The following is a 13225-nucleotide window of genomic DNA, read 5'->3' on the forward strand; positions in this document are numbered from 1 at the left end:
ATTGGCTAGCGTGGGCGGGCCTATTTTCTGGAGAAATGCACATGACGTCTGCTCCGAAAGTTCTCGCCGCCGGCCTGGCACTGCTGCTGACCGGTCAAACCTGGGCCAGCGAACTCAAGCACTGGCCGGCTGACGCTGCCAAGCAACTGGACACGATGATCGCGGCCAATGCCAACAAAGGCAATTACGCCGTCTTTGACATGGATAACACCAGCTACCGCTTCGACCTCGAAGAGTCGCTGCTGCCGTTTATGGAAAACAAGGGCCTGCTCAGCCGCGAAAAGCTCGATCCCTCATTGAAGCTGATGCCATTCAAGGACACCGCCGAGCACAAGGAAAGTTTGTTCAGTTATTACTACCGGCTCTGCGAAATCGACGACATGGTCTGTTATCCATGGGTTGCCCAAGTGTTCTCCGGCTTTACCCTAAAGGAGCTCAAAGGCTATGTCGACGAGTTGATGACCTCTGGAAAGCCTATTCCAAGCACCTATTTTGAGGGTGATCAGGTCAAGACCATCGAGGTGCAGCCGCCGAAAGTCTTTACTGGCCAGACCGAGCTGTTCAACAAACTGATGGCCAATGGCATCGAGGTCTATGTCATGACAGCAGCGTCTGAAGAGCTGGTGCGTATGGTCGCCTCCGACCCCAAGTACGGCTACAACGTCAAACCGCAGAACGTGATTGGCGTCAGCCTGTTGCTCAAGGATCGTGAAAACGGCGCGCTGACCACGGCGCGCAAGCAGATCAGCGCTGGCAACTATGACCCGCAGGCCAATATGGGCTTGGAGCTGACCCCGTACTTGTGGACCCCTGCCACCTGGATGGCGGGCAAGCAGGCCGCGATCCTCACCTACATCGATCAATGGAAAAAGCCGGTGCTGGTTGGCGGTGATACGCCAACCAGTGACGGTTATATGCAGTTTCACAGTGTCGATGTGAGCAAGGGGGGTATACACCTGTGGATAAATCGCAAAGCCAAGTACATGGAACAGCTCAACGGCATGATTGCCCAGAATGCCGCCGCCCAGGCCAAAGAAGGCTTGGCGGTGACTGCGGACAAGAACTGGGTGATTGTCACACCTGAGCAGATTCAATAAGCCGCTGCCCACAGTCTTTGGTTGAGTCTGGTGTGGGGTCAGCGTTTGTTCAGGCCTTTGGCCAAGCGATCCCCGCCCAGCTGAATCAAGGCTACCAGTACCACCAGCATGACAATCACGGTGAGCATGATCTGGCTGTCGAAGCGCTGGTAGCCGTAACGGTAAGCGATGTCGCCCAACCCACCCGCACCGATGGCACCGGCCATGGCTGAGGAGTTGATCATGGTCACCAGGGTGATGGTGAAGCCGCCGACGATGCCCGGCAGGGCTTCGGGCAGCAACACGTGCCAGACGATATGCCAGCGTCGGCAGCCCATGGCCTGGGCGGCTTCGATCAGGCCATGGTCGACTTCACGCAAGCTGACTTCGGCAATTCTCGCGAAGAACGGCGTGGCGGCAATGGTCAGCGGCACCACAGCCGCCCAGACGCCATAGGTGGTACCGACGATCAAGCGTGTGAAGGGGATCAGTGCGACCATCAGGATCAGAAACGGGATCGAGCGGAACAGGTTGACGAAGGCACCAAGCACCCGGTTCAGGGTGGGGGCTTCGAAGATTCCACCCTTGCCGCTGGTAACGAGGATGACCGCCAACGGTATTCCGGCCAACAAGGCGATCAATGATGACACCCCGACCATCAGCAGGGTATCGAGTACTCCTTGCAGCAGGCGCTCAGTCCACATATCCCAGTACCTCTAGCTGCGTGGCCCATTGCCGGGCACGTTGGATGATTTGTTCATGGCTGTGAGGGGAGTTGGTCACCGACAGCACCAGCCGCCCCAGCGGCCTGCCTTGTATGGCGTCGATGCCGCCTTGTAGCAAGCGGATCTGGCCACCGAGGCTGGTGAACAATGTGGATAACTCCGGAGCCTGCTGGTCACTGCCGCTGACTCTGAGATCCAGAACCAGGCCTGCGTCTACACCGTTTGCCTGGGGCTGCAGCAGGGCCTGCAAGCTGGCCGGCAAGGCGGCTTGCAACGGTGCAAGCAAGGTCTTGCTGACATCATGCTGAGGATCGCCGAAGACCCGCCAAACCGCGCCCTGCTCAACGATGCGCCCGCGCTCAAGCACCACCACCCGTTGGCAGATATCGCGGATGACGGCCATCTCATGGGTAATCAGCACGATGGTCAGGCCCAGGCGCTGGTTGATGTCGCGCAGCAATTCGAGAATGGAGGCGGTCGTTTCCGGGTCGAGCGCCGAGGTGGCCTCATCGCAGAGGAGGATATCTGGATCGTGTACCAGCGCCCGGGCGATGCCGACGCGCTGCTTTTGCCCGCCCGACAGTTGTGCCGGATAAGCGTGATGCTTCTGTTCCAAGCCAACCAGCTCCAGTAACTCGGCAACTTTGCGCTGGCGTTGGGCCTTGGGCACACCGGCAACCTTAAGTGGCAGTTCGACGTTCTGCCAGACCGTCTTGGCCGACATCAGGTTGAAATGCTGGAAGATCATGCCGATGCGTCGGCGCAGTTGTACCAGGCGGTCTTCGTCGAATTCGCCGATGTCGATCTGGTCGATCAGCACCCGGCCAGTGCTCGGTTGTTCGAGCCGATTGATGGTGCGGATCAGCGACGACTTGCCTGCACCGCTGCGACCGATAATGCCGAAGATTTCGCCACGCTGGATGTTCAGGTCGATGGCTTCAAGCGCCGGCGTCGCTTGCCCGGGATACGTTTTCCCCAGGCCAATGAAGCGTACATGGGCATTGCCCAGCTCCGGGCGCAGGGCCCGTTGCTGAGCCTGATGCAGTGGCGCCGAGGATTGTTGCCCAGGTGTTGCAAGGGCGGTGACGGCGCTCATGTCAGCTCTCCCATCCCGGTTGGTAAAGCTTGCCATGGGCTTTATCCAGCGCTGCCCGCACGGCGGGCGAGTGCTGATAGATGTCGATGAATTTGGCCAGACGCGGATCGCCCTTGGTCTGCGGGCGAATGACGAACTGGATCACGTATTCCTTGTGGTCGAGGCCGTCGAACAGCAGCGCTGAGGTGGCATCGAAGGTATTGGCCAGGCGAATGTAGGCGGGATACCCCTGAACCAGGTCCGCATCATCATAGGCGCGCACCAGTTGCACTGCTTCGACCTGCAGGATCTTCAACTGCTTGGGATTGGCGACGATGTCTTCTTCGGTGGCCTTGTAGCCAACGCCTTGCTTGAGGGTAATCAGGCCGGCCTTGGCCAGCAGCTGCAGGCCTCGGCCGCTGTTGATCGGGTCATTGGCGATGGCAACGCTGGCGCCCTTGGGCAGTTCGTCGAAACTTTTGTACTGTTTCGAATACAGGCCGACATTGTTGATGATGCCCGACGCATAGGGCACCAAATCAAAACCTGCCGCTGCCTTGGCGTTTTCCAGGAACGGGATGTGCTGGAAGTAGTTCACGTCAATGTCGCCGCTGGCCAAGCTGACATTCGGCGCGATCCAGTCGCTGAACTCGATCAGCTCGACGCTCAAGCCCTGTTTTTTCGCTTCACTGACGGCCGCTTCCAGCGGGATGGCGAACGCGGCGGTAGTGCCGACTTTCAACGGTGCGTCGGCCGCCTGGGTAATCCCGGACAAGCCCAGGCTCAGGAGCAGGGCCGCGACAGGGCGGGCAAAAAAAGTCTTAAGCATGCTGTAGCGCTCCAGTCGGGGTGGTGTGGCGATAGCTGGCGCCGGGATGGTCGGCAGGCAACAGGGGATGGTCAGTGGCAAACAGCTTTTCGCGCAGGCTGCCTTGTTCGTAGGCGGTCTTGTAGGAGCCGCGACGCTGCAACTCGGGGATCACCAGGTCAATGAAGTCGACATAGCTTTCCGGGGTTACGGTGCGAGTCAGGTTGAAGCCGTCCAGGCCGGTTTCAGCGATCCAGCTTTCCAGTTCGTCGGCAACCTGGCTCGGCGATCCCACCAGGGTGATGTAGCGCCCGCCAAGGGCGTGCTGGTCAAGTAGCTTGCGCCGGGTCCAGTCGTTGTTCTGCAGGGTTTTGGTCGCCGACTGGATGGCATTGCTCTGCACATAGTGGATCGGCTCGTCCAGCGCGTAGGCGGAAAAGTCGATGCCGGTGGAGCTGGCGAAATGCGCAACGCCCGCTTCGGCACTGGCGTAGCGCAGGTATTCGGCGTGCTTGGCCCAGGCTTGTTCCTCGGTGCGGGCGACTATCACGGTCAGGCCCATGAATACTTTGATCGCCTCGGGATCACGCCCGGCAGCCACGGCGGCCGCACGCACCTTGTCGACCTGGGCTCGGGTGCCGGCCTTGGTCTGGCCACTGATGAACACGCATTCGGCGTGGTTGCCGGCAAAGCCCAGACCGCGCTCGGAGCTGCCCGCCTGGAACAGTACCGGGGTGCGCTGTGGCGACGGTTCGCACAGGTGATATCCCTCGACCCGATAGAACTCGCCCTGGTGACGCACTTTGTGCACTTTGTCCGGCCGAGCGTAGACGCGCTGCTGACGGTCGTTGGCCACCGCGTCGTGTTCCCAGCTGCCTTCGAGCAGCTTGTACAGCACCTGCATGTATTCATCGGCCTGGTCGTAGCGGCGGTCGTGTTCAGTTTGTTGCTCCAGGCCCATGGCCCGGGCGGCGCTGTCCAGATAGCCGGTGACAATGTTCCAGCCGACCCGGCCACGGCTCAGGTGGTCGAGGGTCGAGAGCTTGCGGGCGAACAGATACGGCGGTTCGTAGGTCAGGTTGGCCGTCAGGCCAAAGCCCAGGTGGCGGGTCACGGCGGCCATGGCCGATACCAGCAGCAAAGGGTCGTTGACCGGTAGCTGGATCGACTCCTTGAGCGGCACGTCGACGTTGTTCTGGTACACATCGTAAACACCGACGATATCGGCGATGAACAGCCCATCGAACAGCCCGCGTTCCAGCAACTGGGCCAGTTCGGTCCAGTACTCCAGGGTCTTGTATTGGCTGGAAGTGTCGCGAGGGTGAGTCCACAAGCCGTGATTGATGTGGCCAATGCAGTTCATGTTGAAGGCATTGAGGAGGATCTTTTTCTTGGCCATCAGATGGTTCCCCGCAGCGGTGGGTTCTCATCGTTGAGGTAGTAATTGCCGATGGCGTGGTACTTCCAGCGCACCGGGTCGTGCAGGGTATGCACGCGGGCATTGCGCCAGTGGCGGTCCAGGCCGTGTTCGGCAAGGGTGGACTGACTACCCGCGAGTTCGAACAGGGTGCTGCCGGCGGCAAGGGAGATTTCGGTGCTGATTGCCCGCGCCTCAGCGACGGCGATGGAGGCAGCGGCCACAGTGCTGGCGTTGGTTTCGGCCTGGGCCTGGTCGAGAAACTCACCTGCACGTTCAAGAAGGGCTTCGGCGGCGTGCAGACGGATCGCCAGGTGACCAAAGGATTTCAGGGTCAGCGGATCGTCGCTGGCCTTGTCGATGCCCGCGTCGATCCATGGTCGGCTGCGGGTACGTACAAACTGCAGTGCATCTTCGTAGGCGGCGCGGGCGATGCCGGTATCGATGGCGGCATGAAGAATCTGTGCCAGTGGGCCGACAGTAGTTGGCCGTTCGAAGGCGCTCTGGAAGGCAATCACATCCTCGGCTGCGACCCGGACATTCTCAAACAGCACTGAACCGCTGCCGGTGGTGCGCTGGCCAAAGCCACTCCAGTCGTCGATCACTTGCAGCCCGTCGCTGTCAGCAGGGACAAACACCAGTTGTTGCACGCCCTGCTCGTCGACCACCGACGTGGGGATGCGTTGGGCGTAGAGGGCGCCGGTGGCGTAGAACTTGCGCCCATTGATGCGGTAGCCGTCACCGTCACGGTTTAGCGCCGTAGTACGATCATGGGCGGTTTTGGTACCAAGTTCGGCCAGGGCATTTCCGAAGCGTTTGCCGGCCAGCACTTCAGCGTAAAGGCGCTGCTGTTGCTGCAGGCTGCCGTTTACCCGCAGCACTTCCAGGGCATAGAAATGGTTCTGTGGAATCTGGCCGAGGGAAGCATCGGCCTGGGCGATGCGCGCGATTACTTTGGCCAGGGTGACGTTGGAGACACCGGCACCCCCAAGGGCTTTGGGCACGCTGATGGCCCACAGGCCGGAACGCGAGAATAGCGCCAGTTCCGGATGAGGCAGGCGGCGTTCGCGGTCGCGCAGGATGCTGTCACGGCGCAGCTCGCCAGCCAGTTCTTCGGCAACTTGCAAAGCCTGGGCGTCAGTGTGAATGACCGCGACGTTTTCGTGCGGTTGCGGCAGAAGGCTCATAAATAGGCTCCAGAGGTCTGGTCAGATCCAGGAATGCCGGGCAGGCAAGGTACCGTTGAGGTGATAGGTGCCGACGGCGTGGTATTTCCAGCGCACCGGGTCGTGCAGGGTGTGCACGCGGGCATTGCGCCAATGCCGGTCGAGGTTGAACTCGGCGAGGGTGGCGCGGCTGCCGGCCAGTTCGAACAGCTTCTCGCTGGCCAGCAAGGCGATCTCGGTGGTCAACACCTTGGCTTCGGCCACGGCAATCGAGGCACGGGCTGCCGCAGCAGCATCCACGGGGGCTGCGTTGACTTCATCAAGGGTGCGCGCTGCTTTGCTCTGCAAGGCCTGGGCGGCATGCAGCTCAAGTTGCAGGCGACCGATATCGGCGATCACGTAGAGGTCATCGCTGGCGCGCTCGACCTTGGCGTCGATCCATGGCCGTGAGCGTTCGCGCACAAAGGTGATGGCGTCGGCAACGGCGGCTTCGGCGATGCCCAGATCAATGGCGGCCTGGATTAGCTGCGAGGCGGCGCCCTGGATATTCGGCACCTCATTCTGGCGCCAGTTGTCGACGACCAGTTCGGCATCGACCTGAACCCGGTCGAGCAATACGGTGCCGCTGGCGGTGGTGCGTTGGCCGAATCCGGACCAGTCATCGACGATGCGCAGCCCTGGCGTGCCGCGACGAACAAAGGCCAGCACCTGACGGCCCTCATCGTTCAGAGCCTTGACGGCCACCCAATGGGCGAACAAGGCGCCGGTGGAATAGAACTTTTCGCCACTGAGCACATAGTGATCACCCTCACGGCTGATCCGCGCCTTAAGGTCCAGGGTGTGCTTGCTGCCACGCTCTGGTCCGGCATTACCGATCCGCCAGCCGTCGAGCACCGATTTGAACAACAGCTCCTGCTGTCGTTCGTTGGCAGTGCCTTTGAGCAGTTGCAGCATGCCAAACTGGTTTTGCGGAATTTGTCCCAGCGCCGGATCCGCGGCACTGATGATGCGAAACACTTCGGCGATGGTGACAAAAGACACCTGTGCGCCGCCATGCTCGCGGGGAATGGAAATACTACCCAGACCGCTGCGGGTGAACTGTTCGATTTCTGCCCAGGGCAGCTTGCGTTGCTGGTCGCGGCGAGCGGCTTGACGGCGGGCTAGTTCGGCCAGCTCATGGGCGGCCTGCAAGGCTTCAGCGTCACTGCGTAGCACCTTGGCGGGCAACAGCAGTGGGGCGCTGTCCAGATCACTGTGGACATTGGTTTCTGCCAGACTGGACATCAGTACTGCTCCTTGGCTGTACTCAATGCCCTGGCGTTACGCACTGGGGTGATTGTGTTCCTGACCATACCTTACCTCACGTATTGAAAAGGTCGGCGCAGGCTGCGCCGACTGAAATGCGCTGGTCCGGTGGTCCGGTTTATATACCCTAATGCTGTATAAAAATTAAATAAACTAACTTTTTGGAATAAATATAGAAGCGCTCAACGACGCTTTGCGTATACCCGAAGGTAGGCGGCGGGTGCCCACTGCGAGCAGTTGCCGACTCGGTCAAGAATGCAGTAGCTCAGCTCCAGGTGTGGGTCTGGTCCGCCTTCGTGGATGAGCGCCAAAGGGATCTTCGCCTGCAGTGGATGGCCGACCTGGCACTGCTTCAAGGTCGGCAGGTCAAAGCGCAGGTCGCCCCAACGCAAGGTAACCCGATCGCCTTTGGCCATGTTTTGATACGGAGCCAGGGTGCAGGGTAGATCGCCACACAGGCTATTGAGGAAAAGGCCTTCGCGACGCAGCTGACTCGCTAGTTGCACGGGCTGCAGGTGCGCGTGGGCGCCGTTGCCACCTGGGCAGTCGAGTTTGGCCAATACCTGCAGCTCGGGTGAGCGCAGTGGGCGACTGCCGGGCTTGAGCAGACGATAATGCAGGCGGTGGATTCCGCTGTGCAGCAGGGCAGCGGGTACACGAAAATCGATACTGTCATCCGCTTCCTGAGTTTGCAGGGTGTGGGCGGCAACAAAGCGTTGCCCCCAGAACAGGGTGAGTAGATCGCCGGCTTCCATTGGTGGTTGGATCTGCACGCGTGCGCGCAAGCGTGCCGCGCTGTGGCGTCCAATACCGCCAGCATTGATGCCGGGAAGGGCTGGCGGGGAAAGTTCGGGTCCTTGGCTGACATGGGGCATGGTGCGCATCCTTGGCATGGTCATCTGCGGGATTGGCGGTTATTGGCCAGCAAGCGCAAAGGATCAAGCCCGCGCACTGCCAATTGGCCGACAGTGGCAAACTTCGGAACAGGACTACGCCCACAGGAAAAACCTGTAGGTGAGGTAGGGGATGGTGTCTGGCGGGAAACTCAGTACCCGGTGTTCTGGGTACCGAGGAATTTGCCGAGGAACTGACGCGTGCGCTCTTCCTTCGGGTGAGCGAACAGCGTGCGGGCTTCACCCTGTTCGACAATCACCCCCTTGTCGAAAAAGATCACCCGGTTGGCGACATCACGGGCAAAGCTCATCTCGTGGGTGACGATGATCATGGTGCGCTTTTCTTCGGCCAGGCCGCGAATGGTTGCCAGTACCTCACCGACCAATTCGGGGTCCAGGGCCGAAGTGGGCTCGTCGAAGAGAATTACCTCGGGCTCCATTGCCAGGGCGCGGGCAATTGCCACCCGTTGCTGCTGGCCACCGGACAACTTGCGCGGGTAGGACGTTTCTTTGCCTGCCAGACCGACTTTGGCCAGCAGCTTCATGCCCAATGCGACGGCCTGTTCACGAGGTGTCTTCTTGACCACCAGGGGGCCTTCAATGACGTTCTCCAGTGCCGTGCGATGGGGGAACAGGTTGAAGTTCTGGAACACGAAGCCGACCTGCTGGCGCAGCTTGCGGATTAACCCTTGCTGCTGGCTGAGCGGGCGGTTGGCATCGATTTCCACATCACCGACCTGGATACGGCCGCTACTGGGCGTTTCCAGCAGATTCAGGCATCGCAGAAAGGTTGTCTTGCCAGAACCGCTGGGGCCGATGATGGCGATGACTTCACCCGCGTCGACCTTGAGGCTGATGTCCTTGAGTACCGTCTGACCATTGAACTGCTTGCTCAGTCGCTCTACCACAATCATGCCTCAGGACTCCTGGTCGTGTCGGTTGACCCGCGCTTCCAGGCGGTTCTGAAAGTGTGCGAGAACGCTGGCCAGCACCCAGTAAATCAGTGCTGCGGCAAGGTACATGGTGAAGATTTCAAAGGTACGAGCCGTGATCAATTGGGCCTGGCGGAACAGTTCGGGCACCTGAATGGTGGCGGCCAGAGCGGTGTCTTTGACCAGAGAAATAAAACTGTTACCCAGCGGGGGTAAAGCAGTGCGCGCAGCTTGAGGCAGGATCGCCCGGCGCATGGCCTGGCCACGGGTCATGCCGATGCTGGCGGCCGCTTCCCATTGGCCGCGATCGATCGAGCCAATCGCGGCACGGAGGATTTCACAGGCGTAGGCGGCCATGTTCAGCGAGAAGCCGATTAGCGCTGCCGGCAACGGGTCCAGCTCCAGTCCCAACTGCGGCAGGCCGTAATAGATCATAAACAGCTGTACCAGCAGCGGTGTACCACGGAAAAACGACACATAAACCCGCGCCGTCCAGCTCAACAGCTTGAGTGACGACAGCCGCATCAGCGCCAGGCCGAACCCCAGCAACAGGCCGAAGAACATCCCGCCGAGGCTGAGGATCACCGTGTAGTACGCGCCCTTGAGCAGAAAGGGCGCGCTGTCGAGGGCAAGCTGCAGGCTTTCCTCGATCATTGAGTGACGTCAGCCTGGAAGTACTTCTCGGAGATTTGCTTCAAGGTGCCGTCGGCGCGCAGCTTGTCCAGTGCCTTGTTGAGGGCTTCGAGCAGCTCCGGCTCACCCTTACGCAGTGCTATGCCCGCTTCCTGGCGAGAGAAGGCTTCGCCGGTGACGCTGGTGTCCTTGGCCTTCTTGGCGTACTCCAGTGCGGCCAGGCGATCGATCAGGGTGGCGTCGATGCGGCCAACGCGCAGGTCCTGGAACTTGCTTGGGTCGTCGTCGTAGGTTTTGATTTCGGCCTGCGGGACGTTCTCCTTTAGCCACTGCTCATAGTTGGTGCCCAGGCCTACGCCGACTTTCTTACCGGCCAGGTCGGCAGCGGTCTTGATATTGAGCTCATCCTTTTTCTTGGTCAGCACCAGCGCTTGAATGCCGGAAACGGTGTAGGGCTGGGAGAAGTCGTATTTTTTCTTGCGCTCCTCAGAGATGGTCACCTGGTTGATCACCACGTCCAGGCGCTTGGACTCAAGCGCGGCGAGGATGCCATCCCATTTGGTCGGCTGCAGCTTGGCTTTGACGCCCAACTCCTTGGCCAGGGCCTCGGACAGTTCCACTTCGAACCCGGCCAGCTTGCCGTCTGCATCGACGAAACTGAATGGGGGGTAGGTGCCTTCCAGGCCAACGCTGATTACACCCTTTTCCTTGATGGATTTCAGTTGCTCACCGGCAACCGCGTGGCTGAGCAGACTGGCACCCAACAGCAGGGCGACGCTCGCGTTGAGAAGCTGTTTTCCGATTACTGTCATGACGAAGCCCCAATGTTGTTGTGTAGTGGTAGGCGACTATAGGGTGACGTTAATAGGCTTAAAAATAATATAAATGCATCTTCTTATATTATTTGGGAATAATTAGTTCAGCTGTTCCAGACCTCAGGGTAGGCGAATAATGCCGGTGCCCCACCGGTATGCAGGAAAATCAGTGGGCCGTCGTCAAATCGCTGGCGAGCAATGCCGTCGAGCAAGCCGGCCATGGCCTTGCCGGTGTACACCGGATCCAGCAGTAAACCTTCCTGACTGGCCAGTAGGCGAATGGCGGCGAGGGTGCCAGCGTTCGGCTCGCCATAGCGAGGGGCGAAATATTCGTCCCACAGTTCGACCTTGAAGTGCTTGGGCAAGTGCACGCCGAGAAGTTCAGCCGTGCGCTCGGCAAGCCCCTGGACCTTGGGCCTTTGGGCCTCATCTGTGCGGGACACCGTCACACCAATCACCGGCAGCTTTGGCAGGGCTTCGGCCAAGGCCAAGGCCAGGCCGCTGTGAGTGCCAGCGCTGCCGGAAGCGAGCACCACAGCGGCAAAGCGCTGACCGCCGTGTTTGATCTGTTCGGCAAGCTCCAGGCCTGCGCGTACGTAGCCCAGCGCCCCGAGCGCATTGGAGCCGCCGATCGGCACGATGTAGGGTTTGCGCCCGCTGGCATGCAGGCGTACAGCCAGGGCTTGCAGTTGTTGCTCGGCGTTGTCGAGGTTATCCACAAGCTCGACCTTGGCGTCGAACAGTTCCAGCAACAGACGGTTGCCGTTGCTTTGGTAATTCGGTGAATCGGTGCCGATCGGATTTTCCAGCAGTGCGACACAACCCAGGCCCAGTTGCGCGGCGAGCGCCGCGGTCTGGCGCACATGGTTGGACTGGATCGCACCGGCAGTAACCAACGTGTCGGCGCCCTTGCTCAAGGCATCGGCCGCCAGGTATTCGAGTTTGCGCAGCTTGTTGCCGCCCAGAGCAAGGGGAGTGCAGTCGTCACGTTTGACGTAGATGTCTCGGCCGACCCAGGCCGAGAGGCGATGCAGTTTTTCCAGCGCGGTCGGCGCGCCAAGCAGGTCCAGACGATTGAAGCGGGATAGCTGTCGGTCGATCATGGCAATACATCTGCAAGGGAAAATTCGACTATAGGCAGCCTCTGGTCAGTGGGCAACTTCCGGCCTTATGCCTGATTTATCGCGTTTTGGAATAACGGATTATTTTTTCCCGTAAGGGCATTTGCCGTACAGTGAGGGCTGATCTGACAGCATTTTCATTCCATTCACCGTAGCGACAGGGAGACGTAACCGTGAGCGAGAACGCGCAAACAGGGCATTGGCAATTGCAGGGCATCGTTGCCGGCTTGCGCAGCGCCCGTGACAAATGGCGCAGCAGCAATGGCCGTAGCAGTGGCGAGCAGGGGGGGCGGGAATTGCCTTCGCGCGAAGCCATGCGGCACATCCTCGAGCAATTGTGTGGGGCGCTTTTCCCCATGCGCCTGGGGCCTGTCGACCTGCGCGAGGAAAGCGAGGATTTCTACGTCGGTCATACCCTCGACTCGGCCCTGACAGCTTTGCATGCCCAGGCGCGTCTGGAGCTGCGCTACGTCGCTCGCCAAGGCAAGTGCGATGCCGCTGAGGTCGATGCCAAGGCGCTGCGTCTGATTCAGGATTTCGCCGCAGCCCTGCCGGGTTTGCGCAGCATCCTCGATACCGATGTGCTGGCGGCCTTCCATGGTGACCCGGCGGCGCGCAGTGTCGATGAGGTGTTGCTGTGCTATCCGGGTATTCTTGCGGTGATCCATCATCGCCTGGCCCACCACCTCTACCGTTCTGGCCTGCCGTTACTGGCGCGGATCAGTTCGGAGCTGGCGCATTCGGCGACCGGTATCGACATCCATCCTGGTGCTCAGATCGGAAAAAGCTTCTTCATCGACCACGGTACGGGTGTGGTGATTGGCGAAACCGCAATCATTGGTGAGCGGGTACGCATCTACCAGGCCGTGACCTTGGGGGCCAAGCGCTTTCCGGCGGACGAGGATGGGCAGTTGCAAAAGGGCCATCCGCGTCACCCGATCGTCGAAGACGACGTGGTGATTTATGCCGGCGCAACTATTCTGGGACGCATCACTATTGGCAAGGGTTCGACCATTGGTGGCAATGTCTGGCTGACCCGCAGCGTGGTTCCGGGCAGCAACCTGACCCAGGCCAATTTGCAGCATGATGACGGCACTCAAAAGTAAATTCGCAATGGTGTCTAGGGCCTTGCCCCAGGCTTGAGTTGCGGCACTGGGTCGCATCGCGACCCCCATCCGTGTTTAACTTGAACGCTTGTTCAAGTTAAAACGGTGGTCCGCTGCCGGTGTTCAAAAGGAGAAAACCCTTTGCCGAACCCG

General features: G+C 60.1%; 13 protein-coding genes. 2 read left to right on the forward strand and 11 right to left on the reverse strand.

The annotated features are described in order from the left end of the window. Positions 1–41: 41 nt before the first annotated feature. The gene (locus CX511_RS01840; protein ID WP_045181025.1) at positions 42–1097 is read left to right on the forward strand and encodes an HAD family hydrolase; all 1056 of its coding nucleotides are present in this window, start codon (positions 42–44) and stop codon (positions 1095–1097) included. A gap of 38 nt (positions 1098–1135) precedes the next feature. Here CX511_RS01840 and CX511_RS01845 read toward each other — a convergent pair whose 3' ends face one another. The 11 genes from CX511_RS01845 to CX511_RS01895 form a co-directional block, all read right to left on the reverse strand. Next, a complete protein-coding gene (locus CX511_RS01845; RefSeq protein WP_045181022.1) occupies positions 1136–1780 on the reverse strand; it encodes a methionine ABC transporter permease in 645 nt (214 codons plus the stop codon). Next, positions 1770–2897, reverse strand: coding sequence for a methionine ABC transporter ATP-binding protein (locus CX511_RS01850; protein WP_045181019.1), 1128 nt, complete (start codon positions 2895–2897; stop codon positions 1770–1772). The genes CX511_RS01845 and CX511_RS01850 overlap by 11 nt, the downstream gene beginning before the upstream one ends. 1 nt (position 2898) lies before the next feature. Then, positions 2899–3705, reverse strand: a complete 807-nt coding sequence (locus tag CX511_RS01855; protein ID WP_045181016.1) for a MetQ/NlpA family ABC transporter substrate-binding protein — start codon at positions 3703–3705, stop codon at positions 2899–2901. Next, on the reverse strand, positions 3698–5083 hold the full coding sequence (locus CX511_RS01860; RefSeq protein ID WP_101293098.1) for an LLM class flavin-dependent oxidoreductase: 1386 nt from the start codon (positions 5081–5083) through the stop codon (positions 3698–3700). Before CX511_RS01860 ends, CX511_RS01855 begins: the two co-directional genes overlap by 8 nt. Further along, a complete protein-coding gene (locus tag CX511_RS01865; protein ID WP_045181008.1) occupies positions 5083–6288 on the reverse strand; it encodes an SfnB family sulfur acquisition oxidoreductase in 1206 nt (401 codons plus the stop codon). The genes CX511_RS01860 and CX511_RS01865 overlap by 1 nt, the downstream gene beginning before the upstream one ends. Positions 6289–6309: 21 nt before the next feature. After that, positions 6310–7551: an SfnB family sulfur acquisition oxidoreductase gene (locus CX511_RS01870; RefSeq protein ID WP_045181004.1), complete on the reverse strand. Its 1242-nt coding sequence runs from the start codon at positions 7549–7551 to the stop codon at positions 6310–6312. A 203-nt stretch (positions 7552–7754) separates the two neighbouring features. Continuing rightward, a complete protein-coding gene (locus tag CX511_RS01875; protein ID WP_045181001.1) occupies positions 7755–8447 on the reverse strand; it encodes a hypothetical protein in 693 nt (230 codons plus the stop codon). Positions 8448–8617: 170 nt separating this feature from the next. Then, positions 8618–9379, reverse strand: a complete 762-nt coding sequence (tcyN, locus tag CX511_RS01880) for an L-cystine ABC transporter ATP-binding protein TcyN (RefSeq protein WP_045180999.1) — start codon at positions 9377–9379, stop codon at positions 8618–8620. Between the two features lie 3 nt (positions 9380–9382). After that, a complete protein-coding gene (gene tcyL, locus CX511_RS01885; RefSeq protein WP_101293097.1) occupies positions 9383–10051 on the reverse strand; it encodes a cystine ABC transporter permease in 669 nt (222 codons plus the stop codon). Further along, positions 10048–10842, reverse strand: a complete 795-nt coding sequence (gene tcyJ, locus CX511_RS01890; protein ID WP_045180997.1) for a cystine ABC transporter substrate-binding protein — start codon at positions 10840–10842, stop codon at positions 10048–10050. Before tcyJ ends, tcyL begins: the two co-directional genes overlap by 4 nt. Positions 10843–10949: 107 nt before the next feature. Then, entirely contained in the window at positions 10950–11948 is a 999-nt protein-coding gene (locus tag CX511_RS01895) for a D-cysteine desulfhydrase (RefSeq protein WP_045180995.1), read from the reverse strand. 191 nt (positions 11949–12139) lie between these two features. On the opposite strand from CX511_RS01895, the gene epsC reads away from it, so the two are divergent. Next, complete coding sequence (epsC, locus tag CX511_RS01900) at positions 12140–13072, forward strand: serine O-acetyltransferase EpsC (protein WP_045180993.1); 933 nt, start codon at positions 12140–12142, stop codon at positions 13070–13072. Positions 13073–13225 lie beyond the last annotated feature (153 nt).

The organism is Pseudomonas sp. S06B 330 (genome assembly GCF_002845275.2).
In the GTDB taxonomy this organism is placed as follows: Bacteria; Pseudomonadota; Gammaproteobacteria; order Pseudomonadales; family Pseudomonadaceae; genus Aquipseudomonas.

Bases quoted from the DNA above. Each gene is read 5' to 3' on its own strand.
- CX511_RS01840 (WP_045181025.1), top strand. From the start codon at position 42: ATGACGTCTGCTCCGAAAGTTCTCGCCGCCGGCCTGGCACTGCTGCTG.
- CX511_RS01845 (WP_045181022.1), bottom strand. From the start codon at position 1,780: ATGTGGACTGAGCGCCTGCTGCAAGGAGTACTCGATACCCTGCTGATG.
- CX511_RS01850 (WP_045181019.1), bottom strand. From the start codon at position 2,897: ATGAGCGCCGTCACCGCCCTTGCAACACCTGGGCAACAATCCTCGGCG.
- CX511_RS01855 (WP_045181016.1), bottom strand. From the start codon at position 3,705: ATGCTTAAGACTTTTTTTGCCCGCCCTGTCGCGGCCCTGCTCCTGAGC.
- CX511_RS01860 (WP_101293098.1), bottom strand. From the start codon at position 5,083: ATGGCCAAGAAAAAGATCCTCCTCAATGCCTTCAACATGAACTGCATT.
- CX511_RS01865 (WP_045181008.1), bottom strand. From the start codon at position 6,288: ATGAGCCTTCTGCCGCAACCGCACGAAAACGTCGCGGTCATTCACACT.
- CX511_RS01870 (WP_045181004.1), bottom strand. From the start codon at position 7,551: ATGTCCAGTCTGGCAGAAACCAATGTCCACAGTGATCTGGACAGCGCC.
- CX511_RS01875 (WP_045181001.1), bottom strand. From the start codon at position 8,447: ATGCCCCATGTCAGCCAAGGACCCGAACTTTCCCCGCCAGCCCTTCCC.
- tcyN (WP_045180999.1), bottom strand. From the start codon at position 9,379: ATGATTGTGGTAGAGCGACTGAGCAAGCAGTTCAATGGTCAGACGGTA.
- tcyL (WP_101293097.1), bottom strand. From the start codon at position 10,051: ATGATCGAGGAAAGCCTGCAGCTTGCCCTCGACAGCGCGCCCTTTCTG.
- tcyJ (WP_045180997.1), bottom strand. From the start codon at position 10,842: ATGACAGTAATCGGAAAACAGCTTCTCAACGCGAGCGTCGCCCTGCTG.
- CX511_RS01895 (WP_045180995.1), bottom strand. From the start codon at position 11,948: ATGATCGACCGACAGCTATCCCGCTTCAATCGTCTGGACCTGCTTGGC.